General features: G+C 69.7%; 24 protein-coding genes, 1 pseudogene and 1 riboswitch. Of the genes and pseudogenes, 13 read left to right on the plus strand and 12 right to left on the minus strand.

Translation table 11 applies throughout. From position 1 onward, the window contains the following. Window positions 1-76 precede the first annotated feature (76 nt). Window positions 77-391 (plus strand): annotated as a pseudogene (locus tag ACWDA7_RS24315) (aminotransferase class I/II-fold pyridoxal phosphate-dependent enzyme); the annotation flags it as partial. 143 nt (window positions 392-534) lie between these two features. Here the strand turns inward: ACWDA7_RS24315 and ACWDA7_RS24320 are convergent. Next, window positions 535-759, minus strand: a complete 225-nt coding sequence (locus tag ACWDA7_RS24320) for a DUF397 domain-containing protein (protein WP_450606318.1) — start codon at window positions 757-759, stop codon at window positions 535-537. A gap of 9 nt (window positions 760-768) precedes the next feature. Further along, on the minus strand, window positions 769-1,629 hold the full coding sequence (locus ACWDA7_RS24325; protein ID WP_450606319.1) for a helix-turn-helix domain-containing protein: 861 nt from the start codon (window positions 1,627-1,629) through the stop codon (window positions 769-771). A gap of 250 nt (window positions 1,630-1,879) precedes the next feature. Between ACWDA7_RS24325 and ACWDA7_RS24330 the strand changes: the two genes are divergently transcribed. Further along, window positions 1,880-2,338 carry an ATP-binding protein gene (locus ACWDA7_RS24330; RefSeq protein ID WP_450606320.1) on the plus strand — a complete coding sequence of 153 codons (459 nt, stop codon included), beginning with the start codon at window positions 1,880-1,882 and terminating at the stop codon, window positions 2,336-2,338. 63 nt (window positions 2,339-2,401) lie between these two features. Here the strand turns inward: ACWDA7_RS24330 and ACWDA7_RS24335 are convergent, their stop codons facing one another. The 4 genes from ACWDA7_RS24335 to ACWDA7_RS24350 all read right to left on the minus strand — a co-directional run bounded on the left by ACWDA7_RS24335 (window position 2,402) and on the right by ACWDA7_RS24350 (window position 5,093). Beyond that, window positions 2,402-2,935: a DUF6328 family protein gene (locus ACWDA7_RS24335; protein WP_450606321.1), complete on the minus strand. Its 534-nt coding sequence runs from the start codon at window positions 2,933-2,935 to the stop codon at window positions 2,402-2,404. 79 nt (window positions 2,936-3,014) lie between these two features. Continuing rightward, entirely contained in the window at window positions 3,015-3,488 is a 474-nt protein-coding gene (locus tag ACWDA7_RS24340; protein ID WP_432925250.1) for an NlpC/P60 family protein, read from the minus strand. Between the two features lie 4 nt (window positions 3,489-3,492). Further along, window positions 3,493-3,677: riboswitch (cyclic di-AMP (ydaO/yuaA leader) on the minus strand. Window positions 3,678-4,141: 464 nt separating this feature from the next. Continuing rightward, entirely contained in the window at window positions 4,142-4,450 is a 309-nt protein-coding gene (locus tag ACWDA7_RS24345; RefSeq protein ID WP_359391283.1) for a hypothetical protein, read from the minus strand. Window positions 4,451-4,457: 7 nt separating this feature from the next. Beyond that, a complete protein-coding gene (locus tag ACWDA7_RS24350; RefSeq protein ID WP_450606322.1) occupies window positions 4,458-5,093 on the minus strand; it encodes an ATP-dependent Clp protease proteolytic subunit in 636 nt (211 codons plus the stop codon). A gap of 154 nt (window positions 5,094-5,247) precedes the next feature. On the opposite strand from ACWDA7_RS24350, the gene ACWDA7_RS24355 reads away from it, so the two are divergent. From ACWDA7_RS24355 to ACWDA7_RS24390, 8 genes are all read left to right on the plus strand, one after another. Beyond that, entirely contained in the window at window positions 5,248-5,523 is a 276-nt protein-coding gene (locus ACWDA7_RS24355) for a type II toxin-antitoxin system Phd/YefM family antitoxin (protein ID WP_450606323.1), read from the plus strand. A gap of 256 nt (window positions 5,524-5,779) precedes the next feature. Next, window positions 5,780-6,082, plus strand: coding sequence for an urease subunit gamma (locus ACWDA7_RS24360; RefSeq protein ID WP_450606324.1), 303 nt, complete (start codon window positions 5,780-5,782; stop codon window positions 6,080-6,082). A gap of 12 nt (window positions 6,083-6,094) precedes the next feature. Further along, window positions 6,095-6,406: an urease subunit beta gene (locus ACWDA7_RS24365; protein WP_359391292.1), complete on the plus strand. Its 312-nt coding sequence runs from the start codon at window positions 6,095-6,097 to the stop codon at window positions 6,404-6,406. Further along, window positions 6,399-8,120, plus strand: a complete 1,722-nt coding sequence (locus ACWDA7_RS24370; protein WP_450606325.1) for an urease subunit alpha — start codon at window positions 6,399-6,401, stop codon at window positions 8,118-8,120. The genes ACWDA7_RS24365 and ACWDA7_RS24370 overlap by 8 nt, the downstream gene beginning before the upstream one ends. Then, window positions 8,120-8,794 (plus strand): urease accessory protein UreF, encoded by a 675-nt coding sequence (locus ACWDA7_RS24375; RefSeq protein ID WP_450606326.1) that lies wholly within the window; start codon window positions 8,120-8,122, stop codon window positions 8,792-8,794. The genes ACWDA7_RS24370 and ACWDA7_RS24375 overlap by 1 nt, the downstream gene beginning before the upstream one ends. A gap of 127 nt (window positions 8,795-8,921) precedes the next feature. After that, window positions 8,922-9,599, plus strand: a complete 678-nt coding sequence (gene ureG / locus ACWDA7_RS24380; protein ID WP_450606327.1) for an urease accessory protein UreG — start codon at window positions 8,922-8,924, stop codon at window positions 9,597-9,599. Next, the gene (locus ACWDA7_RS24385) at window positions 9,587-10,351 is read left to right on the plus strand and encodes an urease accessory protein UreD (protein WP_450606363.1); all 765 of its coding nucleotides are present in this window, start codon (window positions 9,587-9,589) and stop codon (window positions 10,349-10,351) included. The genes ureG and ACWDA7_RS24385 overlap by 13 nt, the downstream gene beginning before the upstream one ends. A 137-nt stretch (window positions 10,352-10,488) precedes the next feature. Further along, window positions 10,489-12,087 carry an alpha/beta hydrolase gene (locus tag ACWDA7_RS24390; RefSeq protein WP_450606328.1) on the plus strand — a complete coding sequence of 533 codons (1,599 nt, stop codon included), beginning with the start codon at window positions 10,489-10,491 and terminating at the stop codon, window positions 12,085-12,087. A 117-nt stretch (window positions 12,088-12,204) separates the two neighbouring features. Here ACWDA7_RS24390 and ACWDA7_RS24395 read toward each other — a convergent pair whose 3' ends face one another. The 3 genes from ACWDA7_RS24395 to ACWDA7_RS24405 form a co-directional block, all read right to left on the minus strand. Further along, window positions 12,205-13,047 carry a LysM peptidoglycan-binding domain-containing protein gene (locus ACWDA7_RS24395; RefSeq protein WP_450606329.1) on the minus strand — a complete coding sequence of 281 codons (843 nt, stop codon included), beginning with the start codon at window positions 13,045-13,047 and terminating at the stop codon, window positions 12,205-12,207. Between the two features lie 508 nt (window positions 13,048-13,555). Beyond that, window positions 13,556-14,281, minus strand: a complete 726-nt coding sequence (locus ACWDA7_RS24400) for a lysophospholipid acyltransferase family protein (RefSeq protein WP_450606330.1) — start codon at window positions 14,279-14,281, stop codon at window positions 13,556-13,558. 239 nt (window positions 14,282-14,520) lie between these two features. After that, the gene (locus ACWDA7_RS24405) at window positions 14,521-14,709 is read right to left on the minus strand and encodes a hypothetical protein (protein WP_450606331.1); all 189 of its coding nucleotides are present in this window, start codon (window positions 14,707-14,709) and stop codon (window positions 14,521-14,523) included. A gap of 281 nt (window positions 14,710-14,990) precedes the next feature. Here ACWDA7_RS24405 and ACWDA7_RS24410 point away from each other — a divergent pair, with 281 nt between their 5' ends. Further along, window positions 14,991-15,467, plus strand: coding sequence for a TIGR00725 family protein (locus ACWDA7_RS24410; RefSeq protein WP_450606332.1), 477 nt, complete (start codon window positions 14,991-14,993; stop codon window positions 15,465-15,467). A gap of 509 nt (window positions 15,468-15,976) precedes the next feature. Here ACWDA7_RS24410 and rocD read toward each other — a convergent pair. The 3 genes from rocD to ACWDA7_RS24425 all read right to left on the minus strand — a co-directional run bounded on the left by rocD (window position 15,977) and on the right by ACWDA7_RS24425 (window position 18,636). Continuing rightward, on the minus strand, window positions 15,977-17,197 hold the full coding sequence (gene rocD, locus ACWDA7_RS24415) for an ornithine--oxo-acid transaminase (RefSeq protein ID WP_450606333.1): 1,221 nt from the start codon (window positions 17,195-17,197) through the stop codon (window positions 15,977-15,979). Further along, window positions 17,194-18,006, minus strand: a complete 813-nt coding sequence (gene ddaH / locus ACWDA7_RS24420) for a dimethylargininase (RefSeq protein ID WP_432925227.1) — start codon at window positions 18,004-18,006, stop codon at window positions 17,194-17,196. The genes rocD and ddaH overlap by 4 nt, the downstream gene beginning before the upstream one ends. A 126-nt stretch (window positions 18,007-18,132) precedes the next feature. After that, entirely contained in the window at window positions 18,133-18,636 is a 504-nt protein-coding gene (locus tag ACWDA7_RS24425; protein WP_450606334.1) for an Lrp/AsnC family transcriptional regulator, read from the minus strand. A gap of 77 nt (window positions 18,637-18,713) precedes the next feature. On the opposite strand from ACWDA7_RS24425, the gene ACWDA7_RS24430 reads away from it, so the two are divergent. Both ACWDA7_RS24430 and ACWDA7_RS24435 read left to right on the plus strand, forming a co-directional pair. Beyond that, window positions 18,714-19,472 carry a LytR/AlgR family response regulator transcription factor gene (locus tag ACWDA7_RS24430; protein ID WP_450606335.1) on the plus strand — a complete coding sequence of 253 codons (759 nt, stop codon included), beginning with the start codon at window positions 18,714-18,716 and terminating at the stop codon, window positions 19,470-19,472. An 8-nt stretch (window positions 19,473-19,480) separates the two neighbouring features. Next, window positions 19,481-19,837, plus strand: a complete 357-nt coding sequence (locus ACWDA7_RS24435) for a hypothetical protein (RefSeq protein ID WP_359391319.1) — start codon at window positions 19,481-19,483, stop codon at window positions 19,835-19,837.

Raw genomic sequence — 19,837 nt, forward strand, 5'->3', positions numbered from 1 at the left:
CCCAAATAAACAACAAAAAGAACAAAAACGATATATTTTATATTGTGTGTTGCGTTCAGAGGTGTGCTCTTCCTATCTGCGTCTGCTGCGCCGCGAGCCCGCGCGTGCCGCGCGGGCCCGCGCGGTGGCGGGCGCCCTGCACGCCCGCCTCACGGCCGAGGGCCATGAGGCGGTGCGTCCGGACGCCGCCGTGGTCTCCGTGCGGGCAGCCTCCCCCGAACTGGCCGTACGGTGGGCGGCCGGCTGCCGGTCGGCGGGGGTCGCCGTCGGCTGCTTCCGTCCGCCCTCGGTGCCCGACGGCATCTCACGGCTGCGGCTGACCGCTCGTGCCGACCTCACCGACGGTCAGATCGAGCACGCCGTGGGGGTGATCGGCGAAACGCGACCGTGAGTCGGCGAAACGGCCGTGCCTCGCGCGCCGTACGGGTGATGCCTACGAGCTCGCACGAACAGAGTGGGGGAGGAATTGCTACGGAAGTGACTCGGAAAGCGGTTCGAAATTGGCCGATTTGCTACCGAGTCGCAGAAACGTGATCACCTCAGTTCGGTCAGGAACTCCTTCCAGGCGCCGGGGCCGAAGACCAGGGCGGGTCCGCTCACGTTCTTTGAGTCGCGCACGGCCACCAGGCCGGACCAGCGTCCGGGGCCGGGCAGAGCGGTCTCGACGCAGTTGTTCATTCCCGTGCTGCGACTGCTGCGCAGCCACCGCACTCCGTGCAGCAAGGTGCTGGAAGGGATGTGTCGAGGCAGTGCTGACATGGTGACTCCTTATGCGTCGCCGGCCAACGCGGCGATGTAATCCAACGTGTCCTCGGGGGAAAGGGCGTGGATCCGAAGGGAGTTGAAGGCCTCGCTGTAGGCCTGGAGGTCTTCTTTCCGCTCCAGGTAGAGGCTACTCGTCAAGTGGTCGAGAACAACTACATCCAGATCAGATCTGCTCGGAAATGAGAAGATAACGAAAGGTCCGGTAATGCCGATATGCGCCCCGGCGGCGAACGGCAGGACCTGGAGCCGGACCTGGGGCAGTTTGGCCGCGTCCAGGAGCCGTTGCAGCTGGCGCGCCATGACCTTCGGACCCCCCACCTCTCGGTGCAGCACCGCCTCGTCCAGAACCGCCCACAGGCTCAGCGGCGGATCGGCGCGCAGCACGTCCTGCCGGGCCAGCCGCACCTCCACCAGGGCGTCCAGCTTGTCGTCCTCCAGACCGTCGACGGCGGCCCGGGTCACGGCCCGGGCGTACTCGGGCGTCTGGAGCAGCCCCGGCACCACGGAGGTCTCCAGCGTGCGTATCCCGCTCGCCTGTGACTCCAGGCTGATGAAATCGCGGTAGGTCGGCGGCAGCACCCCGCGGTAGGCGTTCCACCAGTTCTGCCGCCCGCCGCCGTCCTCCGAGCCCGCGAGCATGAGCAGCAGCTCCCGCAGCTCGGGCTCCTCGACGCCGTACGCGTCCAGCAGCCGGCCCACGTCGGCCGGTTTGACCCCGCTGGCACCCGTCTCGATCCGGCTCACCTTGGACTGGTGCCAGCCGACCAGGGCGGCTGCCTCGCCGCTCGTGAGCCTCGTCCGGGCGCGCAGGGCGCGCAATTCGGCGCCGAGTTTGCGGCGGCGCACCGCTGGTCCGTACTGCATGGCCGACTCCCTCCGCATGGCGCGCGGTTTTCACGGCGACGGTAGAGGATGAGCCCCGGGGTCGCCCAAATACGATCGGTCGTCGGAGAGTTCACCGCTTTGGGCGACAGATATATGCATATCTCGGGGGATCGCGCCCGACGGAGGCCAGGTGATGGCAGGCTGGCGAGCAGCACCCAGTCCGGAACCGTTACTCGAACCAACCGCTCGTGTCGGACTCCGGTCCCGTGGGAAAGGGACGACCGTCGCCATGGCAGATCATCAGGAAGCATCCGTCACTCTGCCGAGCGATCCCGCCTCGGTCTCCGCCGCCCGGAAATATGTCTCCGACATTCTCATCGAATGGGGGCTGCCGGGCGACGCCGAAGTCGCCGACACCGTACGGCTGATCGTGTCCGAACTCGCCACGAACGCCATCCAGCACACCCTGGGGCAGTCACCCACGTTCACGGTGGACGTCGTCCTCGACCGGGACGAGTTATTACGCATCGGCGTCACCGACAGCCACCCGCGTTTCCCCAAACGCCTGCCCGCGGCCGTGCAACAGGACAACGGCCGCGGAATGGTGATCATCCGCTGGCTCGCCGCGGAGTACGGCGGCAAGCTGAGCGTGCGGCCCACCCGCGAGGGGGGCAAGACGGTCGCGATCGAACTGCCGTGGGCCGCACCCGTGGAGCCGGTCGCGGCGGGCGGCCAGCAGGGCTCCTGAGACCCGGCCGGCGCACTCGGCGCCGTGCCGTGTCGTCGCCCCGTGCGGACCGGCGGCCGCACGTCAGCGGGAGGGCCCGGGGGTGTCCCGGCCGTCCGCCTGGTCCGTCGTCTGGTGATCGGTGATCGCCCGCTGGACCATCCGCGGCATGACACGCCACAGGCCGACGTAGACCAGGAAGGTGCTCGCACTGGCGGCGATACCGGCGATGCGCCCCATGGCCACGTCCACCACCAGCAGCACCGACCCGGTGAACGCCAGCGTCAGTACCACAAGCCCGAGCGCGGCCAGGCGGGACGAGATCCGCACCACGGAGGGCTTCACGCGCTGCTGGAAGAGGGTGCGGTGCAGCGCCGCGGGCGAGGTGAACAGGGCCGCGGCCAGCACGGCCAGCAGGAGCGTGGTGACGTACGTGATGCGCTGGACCGTGTCGAGGGACGGGAAGCGCGAGGTGAAGGCGAGGGTCAGCAAGAACGCGAAGAGGATCTGCACCCCGGTCTGGGTGACCCGCAGCTCCTGAAGCAACTCGGAGAAGTTGCGGTCGGCGCGCTCCAGGGGTGTCTCGTTCCGATCCTGGTGAGGTGGTGGGTCGGCCATGGTGAACAAGTAACCGATTCGACCCGGCTCACGCCCCTGCGGGGCGGCGGCGCGCCGTGCCGCCACCCCGCAGGTCGAATCAGCTGACCCGTCCGTACCACACGCTCTTCGTCCAGATCTTCTGGAGCCTCACTACGTCCCCGGTCTTCGGGGAGTGCCAGATCCTTCCCTTCCCGGCGTAGATGCCGACGTGGTAGACGCTGCGGCCCCAGTGGAAGAACACCAGGTCTCCCGCCCTGCGGTGCGACGCGGAGATGTGGCGCGTCTTGTTGTACTGCGCCGCGGCGGTGCGGGGCAGTTTCTTGCCCGCCTTCTTGAACGCGTACACCGTGAGCCCCGAGCAGTCGAAGCGGCGCGGGCCGGTGGCACCGTACTGGTACGGTGATCCCTTCTTGGACGCCGCGATCTGCAGCGCCTTGGTAGCCGGAGCCGCGGCGGCGGCGTCGGTGGCGAGGCCGGGGGCCACGATGCTGCCGCCGACGGCGGCGAGAGTGAGAGCCGAGGCCGTGCCGGCCCGGGTCAGCAGCGACGGGACACGATTGAGCGCAGTCATGCGCAACCCTTCGTCAGCCGCCTGTGAAGGATGACCTGTCGGATTCGGGCTGGCGAAGTAGCCCGGCCGCTCACGCGGCTTCACCCCAAGGACCGCCCGGATCTCTCCGGCGGCCCGCCTTGCTGGGTCCTCCACTCCTGCCGATCCATTTCTGTCGACCCGTCATCCGGGCGGCGGCAGGATTCGGCGTCCGCCCGGACCGCCCCGCCGTGGTGGCGGGGGCTTGTCGTCAGCAAGGGATCTTCACTCACGAGTGTCCAAAAAACACAATGGAACCGGTGGTTTGTGGCATTACTCACCACTCACCCGTTCGGCTGGACAGCCCTTTGTTCGGGCCGCGTTGAGGGGTGGGACGAGGCCCGGACCTGCGGTGGAACACCTCATCCCGGCCCAAGGGGAAGCGTTTTGCGCATGCCTCGCGGGCCCTTGGGATCATGGACGTCTACTCCGAGTGTGGGTAACCCGTTCGGTGCGTTTGAGCCGCGGTAAAGGGGTAGAGGTCGCCGCCCGATGTGCGGTGCGCGGCAGCCGTCCAGCCAACTTCCCAGCTCCTACGCGCCGATCACTACCCGTCAGCCGACCGTCCTGCGCGACGCAGGAGGACGGAGGAGCCGTCGCTCAGGCCGGCTCCGCACCCGCACCGATCCATCAGGTCAGTCGTCCGGTCCGGGAGGCACCGTGACGCGGGCCGCGCGGCGTTCGCCGTCCAGGACGCGCAGGGCCCGGGCGAGCGTGCGGCCGTGCAGTTCGCTCTCACCGCGCTGGTGCATCAGCGCCAGGGCCTCGCGCAGGGCCACCGCCTTGCCGACCAGGGCCTGGGCGGCGCGCAGTGAGCCGTAGGTGTCCCCGGAGTGCGCGGGGTTGATGCGGCCGACGAGGTCGACCACGTCGAGGTAACGGTCGATCAGTTCGGCTTCCGCACGGGTCAGCGGGGGCAGCGGAGGCAGTTCGGGCGGCAGCATCGACGGCTCACCTCGCGCCGGGCGCGGTGCGTGATGCCTTGCGGCTCGGGATGATGCGATCGACCAGCCCGTACTCCACCGCAGCCGGGGCGTCGAGGATCTTGTCCCGCTCGATGTCGGCTGCGATCCGCTCGGGACTCTGCCCGGTGTGCCGCGCGAGCATCTCCTGCAGCCGCCTGCGCGTGCGGATGAGTTCCTCGGCCTGGATGGCCAGATCGGTGGCCTGTCCCTGGATGGGCTCGGGCAGGGACGGCTGGTGGATCAATACGCGTGCGCCGGGCAGCGCGAACCGCTTGCCCGGCGTGCCCGCGGCGAGCAGAACGGCCGCGGCGGACGCCGCCTGGCCGAGGCAGATCGTCTCCACATCGCAGCCGACGTACTGGATCGTGTCGTAGACGGCCGTCATCGCGCTGAACGAGCCGCCGGGGGAGTTGATGTACAGCGAGATGTCCCGGTCCGGAGCCAGGTACTCGAGGTGCATGAACTGCGCCATCACGTCATTGGCCGAGGTGTCGTCGATGGGCGTTCCCAGAAAGATGATCCGCTCGTCCAGCAGCTTGGAGTACGGGTCGAGGGTCCGCTGCTCGTAGCCGGTGCGTTCGGTGAACTCCGGCAGGACATAGCGGGCGGACGGTCGGTTCATGGCACACGCCTCCTCGAAATCGGCTTCCGTACAAAATGTACAGGACGTACGCTGTGTCTGGAGGTGAGCATGCTGAGAGCGAAAAAACGAGGGGACCAGTGGCGGATCTTTCGTTCGAAGAGGTCCGCCAGGCCCTCGGTCTAAGCTGGAACACATGGCCTACGAGATTCCGGTGACGCAAGCCAGGGCCGAGCTGGCCGATCTGATCAACCGCGTGGTGTACGGCGGCGAGCGGGTCGTTGTGACGCGGCACGGAAAGCCTCTCGTCGCCCTGGTCTCCGCCGCTGACCTCGAACGGCTCGCCGAGCTGGATGCAGCCGAAGAGCAGGTGATCAGCTCGGTCTCCAGCGTCCGCGACGTCTCCTCGGTCCCGCGGGAGCGCCGGCGCTTCGGTATCACGGCCGAGCACCGGGGGTCCGGCGCGTCCTGACCGCTGCCGTCACCCTGTATCCCATCCCGACGCGGTGCCGAGCGCAGCGAAGACGCCATGGACCGCGAGGCTCATGCGCTGATCAGCCTGCGGCACCCCGCACCCCGCACTCCGCCGCACGGACCGGATCACAGCTCGGTTAACGTGGGCGAAACTCGGTCCAACTAGCCTGCCCCACCACACCACCAGGGACTTTTTCCTGTGGCCGCGGCAACCGGGCCCCGCACGGTCCGGAGCGAGGACTGTGAGGTGGGACGTGCAACTGACCCCGCACGAGCAAGAGAGGCTGCTCATCCACGTCGCTGCCGACGTGGCCGAGAAGCGAAGGGCCCGCGGACTCAGGCTGAACCACCCGGAGGCGGTCGCGCTCATCACGTCGCACATCCTCGAAGGCGCGCGTGACGGCCGGACGGTGGCCGAGCTGATGGCCTCCGGGCGCACACTGCTCACCCGGGACGACGTGATGGAGGGCATCCCCGAGCTGATCCACGACGTCCAGGTCGAGGCGACCTTCCCGGACGGCACCAAGCTCGTCACCGTCCACGACCCGATCGTCTGACGGGGGAGCCGAATGATTCCCGGAGAGATCCTGTTCGCCGGCGACCCGGTCGTCTTCAACGAGGGCCGCGAGGTCACCCCGCTGACCGTGCTCAACGCCGCCGACCGGCCCGTCCAGGTCGGCTCCCACTACCACTTCGCCGAGGCGAACCCCGGGCTGCGCTTCGACCGCGCGGCCGCGCACGGCAAACGCCTGAACATCGCCGCCGGCACCGCCGTGCGCTTCGAGCCCGGCATCCCCGTGGACGTTGAACTCGTACCGCTCGCCGGGGCTCGTATCGTGCCCGGACTGCGCGGGGAGACCGGAGGCGCCCTCGATGCCTGAGATCTCGCGCGCCGCGTACGCCGACCTGTTCGGACCGACCACCGGGGACCGCATCCGGCTCGCCGACACCGATCTGCTCGTCGAGATCGAGGAAGACCGCTGCGGTGGGCCCGGACTCGCCGGTGACGAGGCCGTCTTCGGCGGTGGCAAGGTCATCCGCGAATCCATGGGGCAGTCACGGGCCACGCGCGCCGACGGAACCCCCGACACCGTGATCACCGGTGTCGTCGTCATCGACCACTGGGGCATCGTCAAGGCCGACGTCGGCATCCGCGACGGCCGGATCAGCGCGATCGGCAAGGCCGGCAACCCGGACACGATGGACGGCGTCCACCCGGATCTGGTGATCGGCCCCGAGACCGAGATCATCGCAGGCAACGGCCGGATCGTCACCGCCGGCGCCATCGACGCGCACGTCCACTTCATCTGCCCGCAGATCGCCGACGAGGCGCTCGCCTCGGGCATCACCACGCTGATCGGCGGCGGCACCGGACCGGCCGAGGGATCCAAGGCGACCACCGTCACGCCCGGCCCCTGGCACCTGGCGCGGATGCTCGAGGCGATGGAGCAGTACCCGGTCAACTTCGGGCTCCTCGGCAAGGGCAACACCGTCTCCCAGGACGCGATGCTCTCCCAGATCCGCGGCGGCGCACTCGGCCTGAAGCTGCATGAGGACTGGGGCTCCACGCCCGCCGTCATCGACACGGCCCTCACTGTCGCCGACCGGACCGGCATCCAGATCGCCATCCACACGGACACGCTCAACGAAGCCGGTTTCGTGGGCGACACGCTCGCCGCGATCGACGGCCGCGGCATCCACGCGTACCACACCGAGGGCGCCGGGGGCGGGCACGCGCCGGACATCATGACCGTGGTGTCCGAGCCGTACGTCCTGCCCAGTTCCACCAACCCCACCAGACCCTTCACCGTCAACACGGCCGAGGAACACCTCGACATGCTGATGGTCTGCCACCATCTGAACCCGGCCGTTCCGGAGGACCTGGCGTTCGCCGAGTCGAGGATCAGGCCGTCCACGATCGGCGCGGAGGACATACTTCACGATCTGGGCGCGATCTCGATCATCTCCTCCGACTCCCAGGCCATGGGCCGGGTCGGCGAGGTCGTCATCCGGACCTGGCAGACCGCACATGTGATGAAGCGGCGGCGGGGCGTGCTGCCCGGTGACGGCCGCGCCGACAACCACCGGGTACGTCGTTATGTCGCCAAATACACGATCAATCCCGCGCTGGCCCAGGGCCTTGCCCATGAGATCGGCTCGGTCGAGACCGGAAAGCTCGCCGACCTCGTGCTGTGGGAGCCCGCGTTCTTCGGGGTCAAGCCGTACCTGGTGATCAAGGGCGGACAGATCGCCTATGCGCAGATGGGTGACGCCAACGCGTCCATCCCGACCCCGCAGCCGATCCTGCCGCGGCCGATGTTCGGGGCGATCGGGCGAGCACCGGCGGCGAACTCCGTCAACTTCGCGGCCCCGCTCGCGATCGAGGACGGTCTGCCGGAGCGGCTCTCACTGGGGAAGCGGTTCGTGGCCATCGAGTCCACGCGCGGCGTCACAAAGGCGGACATGCGGGAGAACGACGCCCGTCCACGGGTGCGGGTCGACCCCGACAGCTTCGCCGTCCATATCGACGGGGAGCTGGTCGAGGCGACACCTGCCGCCGAACTTCCCATGGCCCAGCGTTACTTCCTCTTCTGATGTCCCGCGCAGCGCTTCTCGTACTGGCCGACGGCCGCTTCCCCGCCGGAGGGCACGCGCACTCCGGCGGGGCCGAGGCGGCCGTGCGCGCGGGGCGGATCACCGGGGCCGCGACCCTGGAGGAGTTCTGCCGTGGGCGGCTGCACACGGTGGGGCTGGTGTCGGCCTCGCTCGCGGCGGCCGCCGCGCTCGGCGTGGACCCGGCCGTGCTGGACGCCGCCGCGGACGCCCGTACTCCGTCGCCCGCGCTGCGTCTTGCCGCCCGCAGACTCGGCCGGCAGTTGATGCGAGCGGCCCGGGCGACCTGGCCCTCGGCCGAACTCGACGCGGTGGCACGGGAGTTTCCCAAGGGGACGCACCAGCCGGTCGTGCTGGGGCTCGCCGCCCGGGCCGCGGGGCTCGGGCCGCAGGACGCGGCGCACTGCGCGGCGTACGAGAGCGTCAGCGGCCCGGCGACCGCGACGGTGCGGCTGCTGAGTCTGGACCCCTTCGACGCGACGGCCGTGCTGGCCCGCCTGGCGCCGGAGACGGACCGGGTGGCCGACCGGGCGGTCCTGGCGGCGAGCAGGGTGCTCGACTACGGGACCGACGCCCTGCCCGCGGCCTCCGCTCCGCTGCTGGAGATCGGTGCGGAGGCGCATGCCGCCTGGCCGGTGCGTCTGTTCGCGTCGTAGGAGGGATCCGCCGAGCCGCCCCTGCCCTTCCGTCCCCGGGGGCAGCCCCCCGTTCGGCCTGAACGGCCTCGTCCTTGATCACCGTCCGCGCCGGCGACCACCGACCGGACCGACCTGGAGCCGTAGCATGCACCTCGACCACACCCACGAGGGCCCCGCCGCCCTCAGCGCCGACGCCCACCGCCCCGACGGCTCCCGCCGTGCCCTGCGGATCGGGCTCGGCGGCCCCGTCGGATCAGGCAAGACCGCCACCGTGGCCGCGCTCTGCCGTGCCCTGCGGGACGAGTTGTCGCTCGCCGTCGTCACCAACGACATCTACACCCGTGAGGACGCCGAGTTCCTGCTGCGCGAGGCCGTACTGCCGCCCGAGCGGATCACCGCCGTCGAGACGGGAGCCTGCCCGCACACCGCCATTCGGGACGACATCTCCGCCAATCTCGAAGCCGTGGAGGACCTGGAGTACACGGTGGGGCCGCTCGATCTCGTTCTCGTGGAGTCCGGTGGCGACAACCTCACGGCCACGTTCTCCAAAGGACTCGTCGACGCCCAGATCTTCGTCATCGACGTCGCGGGCGGGGACGACATCCCGCGCAAGGGCGGTCCCGGTGTCACCACCGCCGATCTGCTCGTCGTCAACAAGACCGACCTCGCGCCGTACGTCGGCTCCGATCTCGCCCGGATGGCCGCCGACGCGAAGGCGCAGCGGGCGGGGCTGCCCGTCGTCTTCCAGTCGCTGCGGACCGAGGAGGGCGTCGGGAGTGTCGCCGCGTGGGTGCGGACGCGACTCGCCGCGTGGACGGCGTGACCACGGGGGTGCGGGCCACCGCGCGGATCGTGGCGCGGGACGACGGCCGGGGCGGTACGTCCCTGCCGGTGCTGGCGGGCGAAGGCCCGCTGGCGCCGCGCCGCACCCGGGCGAGCGGTGACGGGGCGCGCGTGCTGCTCGTCGGCGCGATGAGCGGGCCACTCGGCGGTGACCACTTCACGGTCCTGGCCGAGGTGGCGAGCGGCGCCCGGCTCGAGGTGGGATCGGCCGCCGCCACCCTCGCGCTGCCCGGGCAGTCGAAGGGCGAGGCCCGCTACGACGTCCGGCTGGACGTGGCCGGCGGAGCCGAACTGCGCTGGCTGCCGGAACAGTTGATCTCGGCGCGGGGCAGTGACCTGCGCGTCTCCTCACGCATCGACCTCGCGGCGTGCGCCCGGCTCGTTCACCGGGAGGAACAGGTCCTCGGGCGCTTCGGTGAGGAACCCGGCCGGCTCACCAGCCGTCTCACCGTACGGCTGGACGGACGGCCGCTGCTCGACCAGGAGGTGTCGTGCGGCCCGGGCGCCCCCGGCGGTTGGGACGGGCCGGCCGTCCTCGCCGGCCATCGGGCGCTCGGACAACTGGTCGTCGTCCGGCCCGAGTTCGGCCCCTCTCCCGTGGGTGCGAGGATGCTCGGCGAGCACGCCGCGCTCACCCCCCTGGCCGGACCCGCCGTCCTGGTCACCGCAGTTGCGCCGGATGCCCTGCGACTGCGCCGGGTGCTGGACGAGGCGCTGCGCGACCTGGGCTGACGAGACCTCTCCGCTCAACGGAGAGTGACCTCCGGTTATCGGATTGGTAAAGAAAGTCAAGCAACCCCTATTCTCAGGTGGTTCACAGCCGACAAGATCCCCGTACCAATTCGGAACAAGGCACGGGGAGGTCCCACTTGAGGGGAATCAGACCGACGAGACGAGTCACCGCGCTCGGTTCCGCGGGGGCGCTCGTCACGGCGACGCTGATAGCCGGCGCCGTGGCGGCACCGTCGGCCACCGCCGACACACGCCACGGTCAGGACCGGGAAGCGCGCGGGGCCGCGATCGCCGCGGCGCGCGCCGCCAAGACCGGAATCAACTGGCAGGACTGCCCGGCCGACTGGGGTCTGGCGAAGCCCATCCAGTGCGGTTGGGTCACCGTTCCACTCGACTACGCCCACCCGGACGGCAAGCAGATCAAGCTGGCTGTCGACCGTATCGGGAACACGGGCACCAAGGACGAGCGCCAGGGCGCTCTCGTCTACAACCCGGGCGGCCCCGGCGGCTCGGGGCTGCGCTTCCCCACCCGGGTGACCAACAAGAACCCGATCTGGGCCAATGTGGCGAAGGCCTACGACTTCGTGGGCTTCGACCCGCGCGGCGTCGGCCACTCGGCGCCCATCTCCTGCGCGGACCCCCAGGAGTTCGTGAAGGCTCCCAAGGCGGACCCGGTCCCCGACTCCGAGGCGGACAAGCTCGCTCAGCGCAAGCTCGCCGGTGAGTACGCGGAGGGGTGCCTCGAGCGCACCGGCCGCGCGATGCTGCAGCAGATGACCACGCCCAACACGGTGCGTGACCTGGACGTCATCCGCGCCGCCCTGGGCGAGAAGAAGCTCAACTACCTGGGCGTCTCGTACGGCACGTACATCGGCGCCGTCTACGGCACGCTCTTCCCGGGTCACCTGCGCCGCATGATCGTCGACAGCGTGGTCAACCCGTCGCGCGAGAAGATCTGGTACCAGGCCAACCTGGACCAGGACGTCGCGTTCGAGGGCCGCTGGAAGGACTGGGAGGACTGGGTCGCGGCCAACGACGCGGCCTTCCACCTCGGCACCACCCGGGCCGCGGTGCAGGCGAAGTGGCTCGAGCTGCGGGCCACCGCGAAGAAGAGCCCCATCGGCGGGGTCGTGGGCCCGGCCGAGCTGATCTCCTTCTTCCAGAGCGCCCCGTACTACGACTCCGCGTGGGTGCCGGTGGCCACCGTCTTCAGCAAGTACGTCGCCGGTGACACCCAGGCGCTCGTGGACGCGGCCGCGCCCGACCTGTCGGACACGGCCGGGAACATCGCGTCGGAGAACGGCAACGCCGTCTACACGGCCGTCGAGTGCACCGACGCCAAGTGGCCGACCAGCTGGCAGAAGTGGGACCGGGACAACACCCGGCTCAACAAGGACTACCCGTTCATGACGTGGGCGAACGCCTGGATGAACCTGCCGTGCGCCACCTGGCCGGTCAAGCAGCAGACCCCGCTGAACGTGAAGACCGGCAAGGGCCTGCCGACCGTCCTGATCGTGCAGTCCACCCGTGACGCCGCGACGCCGTTCGACGGCGCGGTCGAACTGCACAAGCGCTTCAAGGGCTCCCGTCTGATCATCGAGAAGGACGCGGGCTCCCACGGCGTGACCGGTCTGGTCAACCCGTGCATCAACAGCCGGGTCGACACGTACCTGCTGACCGGCAAGACGGACGGCGCCGACGTGACGTGCACTCCGCACGCCACCCCGAAGCCGTAACCGCAGGGCAACGCAACGCGAGGGGGCGGCCGGAATCCCGGCCGCCCCCTCGTCGTCCCTGGTGCCGTCAGGAGCACCGGGGAGGTGTTGGACGCGCTGCAGCGGCCCTGGGAACCCTTAGTAGGGGCCGTTGACGTTGTCGATCGAGCCGTAGCGGTGGTACGCGTAGTTGCACGCGGCGGTGATGTTGGCGACCGGGTCGTAGATGTCCCACGAGGTGCCGGAGACGTGGTACGCCTGGAAGGTCGGGTCGATCACCTGGAGCAGGCCCTTGGAGGGGATGCCCTTCGCGGCGTTGGAGTCCCACAGGTTGATGGCCTTGGGGTTCCCGGAGGACTCACGCATCAGGTTGCGGTAGATGCCGTTGTAGGACCCCGGAATGCCGTGCTGGGCCATGACGTCCAGCGACTCCTTGATCCAGCCGTCCAGGTTGTTGGCGTAGGTCTTGGCCGGGGTGGCGGCCTTGGCCGGAGTGGTGGTCTTGGCCGGAGTGGCGGCCTTGGCCGGGGTGGCGGCCTTCGTGGTGGTGTCCCCGGCGGGCGAGGACGAGCCGTCGGGAAGGACCAGGACCTGCCCGATCGCGAGGCGGTCGAAGCGGTAGACGTTGTTGGCGTCCGCGAGGGCCTGCCAGCCTCCCGGCACCTGGTACTTGTGGGCGATCCGGTACAGCGTGTCGCCCGGCTGGACGGTGTAGGTGGAGGGGGACGCCTTGGTGGGCGCGGAGGGGCTGGTGTCCGACGGCAGGGTCAGGACCTGGCCGGGCATCAGGGCGTACGGGCTGGAGATCTTGTTCGCCGATGCGAGGGCCTGCCAGCCGCCGGGCACGTTCTCGGCCCGGGCGATCCTGTACAGGGTTTCGCCGTCCTGGACGGTGTGGGTGGTTCCGAGCGTCTTGGCGGCGGGTGCGGCGCTGGCGGACTGGACTGTGCTCAGCACGGCCGTGCAGGCCAAGGCGAACATGCCGACGACGGTCGTGCGACCCCCGAGTCGGCGAGCCCTGGGCCGTCGATGGGATGCGGGAATAGGCATGGTGCGGACCTCGTTCTCGGGATTACTTGCCCGCAGCTGCCGGTTCCCTCGACAGACAGCCCCGCATTTCGTTTAGCGGTGCGCTGCGGCGGAGTCATTCTTAGCCGCCGCAAATAACAGGACAATTGCTTTGCCAACTAAGTCGGCTAGTTGTCCTGCATAGCGATCACCGTGTTTACCCCAAGAATTCGGGTAGTTAAAAGATCCGTAAGGCACTAACCGCCTTCGTAAGTGAATTGCGTCACCCCGCCTTGCGGGATTACCGGTGGCGCGCAGGGGGGAATACATGTCATGCTCGGATTTAAGTGAGCAATGGCAGTTAAATTGCCCAATCGCCCAAAAAATAATCAATCGGTCTTTGGGTATTTAGCGCATCAAAACGGACATATGACTGTCATTCGCCGAATAGGGCGGGCATGTCCCTTTCCCCCGTGCGCTGTCAACTCAGCGGCAGTCGGGGGAGTTTGCGGGTCCGGTCCGCCTTCTCCTCGGACTCCTGCGCCTTGACGACGGCCGCGTACTGGTCCACATACTCCTGCTCGGAGAGGGTCAGGATGGCGTACATGATCTCGTCGGTGACCGCTCGCAGGATGGCCTTCTCGTTCTCCATGCCGGCGTAGCGGGAGAAGTCCAGGGGCTTGCCGAACCGGATCACCACCGGGTGGATGCGAGGAACGACCTGACCCGGCGGCTGGGCCTCGAAGGTGCCGATCATCGCGCAGGGGATCACCGGGACCCGGGCCTTGAGTGCCATTGCCGCGACGCCCACCTTGCCTTTGTAGAGGCGGCCGTCGTGAGAGCGGGTGCCTTCCGGGTAGATGCCCAGCAACTCGCCTTTGTGCAGCACGCGGAGGCCCTCTCGGATCGCGGCTTGCCCGGCCTCTTTGCCGGAGCGATCAACGGGAATCTGTCCTGCGCTTCGGAAGAACGCTGCGGTGAGGCGGCCTTTGATTCCCGGGCCCGTGAAGTACTCGGCCTTCGCGAGAAACGTGATGCGCCGCTTGAGAATTGCGGGCATCAAGAAGTGGTCGGCGAAGGAGAGGTGATTGCCGGCGACGATCGCCGGGCCTTCCGCAGGAACGTGTTCCAGTCCCTCGATGCGCGGCCGGAAGACCAACCTGAGCAGTGGTCCGAGAAGGACGTATTTGAGCAGGTAGTAGAACAAGGGGGCGCTCCTCACTCCGGCGGATCGGCTCAACCGTCGCGTTCCAGCAGCTCAACCGGCCTGTTGTGGGGCGCAAGTCTAGGCTCAGGCGGGGGCCGCCGGAACCATGTGCGGTGGTACTCGGCCTGATGGCACCCTTCCTGACGGATCGACAGGAAAGACAGGGCCCCGAAACCGTTTCGTGCGGTCCGCGAGGGGCGGACCGCACGAAACGGACAGTGGCGTTGCGCGGTGGATGATCACAGATAGTCGTCGTCGCCCTGCTCGGGGTGGGCACTCTCGTCGTCCGTCCGGCGGCCGCGCTGCTGCTGCTCCTGCCGGTGCTGACGTTCCTGACGTGCCTGCTCCTGGGCGCCGAGGGTCTCCTCGGTCATGTCCCTGAGGTGACCCGATTCATCCGCGTACGGGTCGCGTCCCCGGTCGGTCATGTCGGCTCACTCCTCGATGAGGTGAGGAAAGGGCGCAGCTCCGCCCCTCTCGATCAGCGTGGCACGCGTCGTATTCACCCGCATATCGGCTCCGCGACGCGTCCGCGGGGTGCCGGGCCCACCGTGAGGCGCCTCGGCGCTCACCAGGTACAGCAACCGCGTGGAGTGCCTTCAAGGCCCCCTGGAGCTCACCCAGGCGCCCTGCCGGGCGGCCTGGGGCGGCGAGGCTGCGGCCCCGGCGCCGGTTCCGCCAGTATCGTGCGCGCCGGAGGTGGGGCTGCATGGCGGTGCAGGTTGCGGTGTGCGGGCCGGCGCAGTGCGGCGAACGGGAGCGAGCCCTCGCCTACGAGCTGGGCCGGCTGCTGGCGGAGCGCGGGGCCGTGGTGATCTGCGGCGGGCACGGCGGGGTCATGGCCGCGGTGGCGGCGGGCGCGCGGTCGCGCGACGGCCTCGTGGTCGGAGTGCTGCCGGGGGCCGATCGCGCCGGTGCCGCTCCGGATCTGAGCGTCGCGATCGCCACCGGCCTCGGGCAGGCGCGTAACAGCGTGATCGTGCACAGCGGGGACGCCATCATCGTGGTGGGCGGATCCTGGGGGACGCTCTCCGAGCTGGCCCTGGCTGTGCGCCGGGGCGGGGTGCCCGTGGTCCAGCTGGGGGAGGGATGGCGGCTCGTGGACCGGGACGGGCGGGAGCCCCCCGGGGTCCGGCGTGCGCGGACGCCTGCCGAGGCGCTGGAGCTCACCAGGCTGTGGGACTGACACCGGCTCGGTGAGGGCTGGGGCTCGTTGGCGCGGATGGGCGGGTGGCCGGCTTCGGGCCGGTGTGCGCGTAGGCCCGTCGAGGCGCTTGGCCTCACCGGGCGGTGGGACTGACGCGGGCTCGCTGAGGGCGGGCGGCTCCTCGGCGACGGATGGGCGGGAGCCGGCTTCGGGCCAGCATGCGCGTAGGCCCGTCGAGGCGCTCGGCCTCACCAGGCGGTGGGACTGACACCGGCTCGGTGAGGGCTGGGGCTCGTTGGCGCGGATGGGTGGGTGCCGGCTTCGGGCCGGTGTGCGCGTAGGCCCGTCGAGGCGCTTGGCCTCACCGCGCTATGGACCTGACGCCGGCTCGGTGAGGGCCGGCGGTTCATCGGCTCGGATGGGCGGGGCCCCCGGGGTTCGACGCGCGCGTATGCCCGCCGAGGTACGGGACCTCAGCGGGCTGTCGGGCCGATGACCGGCGGACGGCACCCGGGGGACAGGGGCGGAGCCCCCGGGTGCGCGTCGTGTCAGGCCGTCAGGGCCTTCTCCAGGGTCTGCAGCGCCGAGCGCAGCTCCTCCTCCGTGATCGTCAGCGGCGGAGCCAGGCGGATCGTCGACCCGTGGGTGTCCTTGACCAGGATCCCCTCCCGCATCAGCCGCTCGCTGATCTCACGGCCCGTGCCGATGACGGGGTCCACGTCGACGCCCGCCCACAGCCCGCGCGATCGGAAGCCCACGACGCCCTTGCCGACCAGCGCGGCGAGCTCGTCCCGCAGCACCTCGCCCAGCTCGGCGGCCCGGCGCTGGTACTCACCCGTCTCCAGCAGGGCCACCACCGCCGAACCGACCGCGGCGGCCAGCGGGTTGCCGCCGAACGTCGAGCCGTGCTCGCCGGGCCGCAGCACGCCGAGGACGTCCCGGCGCGCCACCACCGCGGACACCGGCACGATGCCGCCGCCGAGTGCCTTGCCGAGCAGCAGGACGTCCGGCACGACCCCCTCGTGCTCCACGGCCATCGTGCGGCCGGTGCGGCCGAGGCCGGACTGGATCTCGTCGGCGACGAACAGGCACCCGGCACGGCGAGTGAGGTCGCGCACCCCGGCGAGATAGCCCTCGTCCGGGATGATCACACCCGCCTCGCCCTGGATGGGCTCGATCAGTACGGCCGCCGTCGTCTCGTCGACCGCCGCCTCCAGCGCGGCCAGGTCGTTGTAGGGGACGACCCGGAAGCCCGGCGTGAACGGGCCGAAGCCCGACCGCGCCGTCTCGTCCGTGGAGAAGCTGACGATCGTCGTCGTACGGCCGTGGAAGTTGCCGTCCGCGACCACGATCGTCGCCCGGTCGGCCGGCACGCCCTTGACCTCGTACGCCCACTTGCGGGCCACCTTGACGGCGCTCTCCACCGCCTCCGCGCCCGTGTTCATGGGCAGCACCATGTCCAGGCCGGTCAGGGCGGCGAGGGACTCGGCGAACTCGGCCAGCTGGTCGTTGTGGAAGGCACGGGACGTGAGGGTCAGCCGGTCCAGCTGGCGGTGCGCCGCCTCGATGAGCACCGGGTTGCGATGCCCGAAGTTGAGGGCCGAGTAGCCGGCGAGCATGTCGAGGTACCGGCGGCCCTCGACGTCCTCCACCCAGGCGCCCTCGGCGCGGGCCACGACCACGGGCAGCGGGTGGTAGTTGTGCGCGAGGACCGGCTCCTCGGCGCTGATCAGCTCGGCGGACGAACGCGTGCGGGCGGGTGCGGTCATGGACGGATCTCCTGGGTGCAGCACTTGATGCCTCCGCCGGCCTTGTGGAACTCGGAGAGGTCGACGGGGACGGGGTCGTAGCCGTGGTCGGCGAGCCGGGCGGCCAGCGCCTCCGCCTTCGGCGCGATGAAGACGTGGCGACCGTCGGAGACGGAGTTGAGCCCGAAGGCCATCGCGTCGTCGCGGGTGGCGAGCACCGCGTCCGGGAACAGCCGGGCGAGCACCTCGCGGCTGCCGGGCGAGAACGCCTCCGGGTAGTACACGATGTTGTCGTCGTCGAGGACGAACAGCGCCGTGTCCAGGTGGTAGAAGTACGGGTCCACCAGGGTCAGGCTGATCACCGGGTGCCCGAAGAACTCCTGCACCTCGCGGTGCGCCTCGCGGGTCGTGCGGAATCCGGTGCCTGCCAGGACGTACCGTCCCGTCCAGACCAGGTCGCCCTCGCCCTCGCAGACCGACTCGGGGCGATGGACGTCGAAGCCGGCCGCCTTGAACCACGTCTCGTAGTGGACGGACTCGGGGCGCCGCTCGGGCGCGTGGAACAGGGATCCGAAGACGCGGCCGTCGACGACGACCGCCGAGTTCGCGGCGAACACCATGTCCGGGAGTCCGGCGACCGGGTCCACCGCGTCGACGCTGTGGCCGTGGGCACGGTAGGTGTCCATCAGCGCCAGCCACTGCTCCTGAGCCAGATCGACATCGACCTTGGTGTCAGGATGCATCCAGGGATTGATCGCGTACTGCACGGCGAAATGTCTGGGTTCGCAGACGAGGAAGCGCCGCCGCCGCGGCACACGGATGTCGGGCACAGAGGGGTTCCTCCGCTTCCTGGGGGTGTCGAACTGAGGGTTGGCACCAAGGTAGGAAGTGACGCAGACGGGCGACAAGAAACGAAGACTGCGCGTCCGCGCAGCAATACTGCGTCTTCGAGCTGGTCAGCGCATGTCTGTTGCGCCTTCCGGGGCGGCAAGGCTGGCTCCGGCCTCTGGACTCTCCGGCAGCAGGTGGGACAGGACCATCACGCTGATCGTCTTCCGGATGAACGGCTCCGTACGGATGCGCTCCAGCACCTCCTCGAAGTGCTCGACGTCCCGCGCCCGTACGTGCAGCAGCGCGTCGGCGCCGCCGGTCACGGTCATCGCCGCGACGATCTCCGGGTGGTTGCGCACCACCTCCGCCAGGCGCCGGGGCGGCGCCGCGCCCTCGCAGTACACCTCCACGTACGCCTCGGTGCGCCAGCCCAGCGCCGCCGGCTTCACCGTGGCCGTGAACCCGGTGATCACACCCGTCTCGCGCAGCCGGTCGACGCGGCGTTTGACCGCGGTCGACGACAGGCCGACGGCGGCGCCGATCTCGGCGAAACTGGTCCTCGCGTTCGCCACGAGTGCGGTGACGATCTTCCGGTCGAGCTCGTCGAACGGCGCCGGCCTGCTGTTCATGCGGGCACTGTATCCAGCGGGAACGTCCATGTTCCGCACATGGGCAGGCGTACGGAATCCACCTACACTCCACGTTCATGCTGCGCGCTCTCGCCGTCGACGACGAACGCCCCTCTCTGGAGGAACTCCTGTATCTGCTGCGCGCGGATCCGCGGATCGGCAGCGTGGAGGGTGCGAGCGACGCGACCGAGGCGCTGCGTCACATCAACCGCGCCCTGGAGTCGGGTCCCGGCGGCCCCGACGCGGTCGACGTCGTCTTCCTCGATATCCATATGCCCGGACTCGACGGTCTGGAGATGGCGAGACTGCTGACCGGCTTCGCCCGGCCGCCGCTCGTCGTGTTCGTCACCGCCCACGAGGGCTTCGCCGTACAGGCCTTCGACCTCAAGGCCGTCGACTACGTTCTGAAGCCGGTGCGCCGGGAGCGGCTCGCCGAGGCCGTGCGCCGGGCCGCGCAGCAGCGGGAGACCGCGCCGCTGATACCCCTGCACGAGACCGACCCCGACCACATATCCGTGGAGCTCGGCGGCGTGATGCGGTTCGTGCCCGTCGAGGACATCACCCATGTGGAGGCGCAGGGCGACTACGCGCGTCTGCACACCGCCCAGGGCAGCCATCTCGTGCGGATTCCGTTGTCCACCCTCGAGGAGCGCTGGCGGTCGCGCGGATTCGTCCGCATCCACCGCAGTCACCTCGTGGCGCTGCGCCACATCGACGAGTTCCGCCTGGAGGCGGGCACGGTGAGCGTCCTCGTCGACTCCGTGGAACTCCAGGTCAGCCGACGGCACGCCCGCGAACTGCGGGATCTGCTGATGCGCCGGACCACGGGACGGTGAGGGGAGACGTGCCGCAGGACCCCGCCGAACGCCGCGTCGTCGTCACCGGGCCGCCCCGGCGCACCCGCCCGGCCTCCGGGTACTACCGCCCGCGTACCGAGATCGACGAGCAGACCACCCTCGGTCACACCTATGTCCGCTCGCTGATGCGCAGCCAGCTCAGGGCCGCACTCGTCGTCCTCACGGTGCTCGTGCTGCTGGTGGGTCCCCTGCCCCTGGTCTTCGCCACCACGCGCAAAGCCGACCTGGAATGGGCCGTACTGGGCTTCTGCCTCTATCCGCCGCTGGTCCTGCTCGCCCGCTGGTACGTACGCCGCGCCGAGCGCAACGAGAAGGACTTCGTCCGTCTCGTAGAGGACCGCTGA

It is taken from the genome of Streptomyces sp. NPDC001156, from assembly GCF_053598275.1.

Excerpts from the sequence above, each read along its gene's own strand:
- ACWDA7_RS24350 (WP_450606322.1), bottom strand. The coding sequence starts at position 5,093 with ATGAACCGACCGTCCGCCCGCTATGTCCTGCCGGAGTTCACCGAACGC.
- ACWDA7_RS24370 (WP_450606325.1), top strand. The coding sequence starts at position 6,399 with ATGCCTGAGATCTCGCGCGCCGCGTACGCCGACCTGTTCGGACCGACC.
- rocD (WP_450606333.1), bottom strand. The coding sequence starts at position 17,197 with ATGACCGCACCCGCCCGCACGCGTTCGTCCGCCGAGCTGATCAGCGCC.
- ACWDA7_RS24325 (WP_450606319.1), bottom strand. The coding sequence starts at position 1,629 with ATGCAGTACGGACCAGCGGTGCGCCGCCGCAAACTCGGCGCCGAATTG.
- ACWDA7_RS24355 (WP_450606323.1), top strand. The coding sequence starts at position 5,248 with ATGGCCTACGAGATTCCGGTGACGCAAGCCAGGGCCGAGCTGGCCGAT.
- ACWDA7_RS24330 (WP_450606320.1), top strand. The coding sequence starts at position 1,880 with ATGGCAGATCATCAGGAAGCATCCGTCACTCTGCCGAGCGATCCCGCC.
- ACWDA7_RS24365 (WP_359391292.1), top strand. The coding sequence starts at position 6,095 with ATGATTCCCGGAGAGATCCTGTTCGCCGGCGACCCGGTCGTCTTCAAC.
- ACWDA7_RS24430 (WP_450606335.1), top strand. The coding sequence starts at position 18,714 with ATGCTGCGCGCTCTCGCCGTCGACGACGAACGCCCCTCTCTGGAGGAA.
- ureG (WP_450606327.1), top strand. The coding sequence starts at position 8,922 with ATGCACCTCGACCACACCCACGAGGGCCCCGCCGCCCTCAGCGCCGAC.
- ACWDA7_RS24405 (WP_450606331.1), bottom strand. The coding sequence starts at position 14,709 with ATGACCGACCGGGGACGCGACCCGTACGCGGATGAATCGGGTCACCTC.
- ACWDA7_RS24395 (WP_450606329.1), bottom strand. The coding sequence starts at position 13,047 with ATGTTCGCCTTGGCCTGCACGGCCGTGCTGAGCACAGTCCAGTCCGCC.
- ACWDA7_RS24425 (WP_450606334.1), bottom strand. The coding sequence starts at position 18,636 with ATGAACAGCAGGCCGGCGCCGTTCGACGAGCTCGACCGGAAGATCGTC.
- ACWDA7_RS24335 (WP_450606321.1), bottom strand. The coding sequence starts at position 2,935 with ATGGCCGACCCACCACCTCACCAGGATCGGAACGAGACACCCCTGGAG.
- ACWDA7_RS24375 (WP_450606326.1), top strand. The coding sequence starts at position 8,120 with ATGTCCCGCGCAGCGCTTCTCGTACTGGCCGACGGCCGCTTCCCCGCC.
- ACWDA7_RS24320 (WP_450606318.1), bottom strand. The coding sequence starts at position 759 with ATGTCAGCACTGCCTCGACACATCCCTTCCAGCACCTTGCTGCACGGA.
- ACWDA7_RS24345 (WP_359391283.1), bottom strand. The coding sequence starts at position 4,450 with ATGCTGCCGCCCGAACTGCCTCCGCTGCCCCCGCTGACCCGTGCGGAA.
- ACWDA7_RS24410 (WP_450606332.1), top strand. The coding sequence starts at position 14,991 with ATGGCGGTGCAGGTTGCGGTGTGCGGGCCGGCGCAGTGCGGCGAACGG.
- ACWDA7_RS24340 (WP_432925250.1), bottom strand. The coding sequence starts at position 3,488 with ATGACTGCGCTCAATCGTGTCCCGTCGCTGCTGACCCGGGCCGGCACG.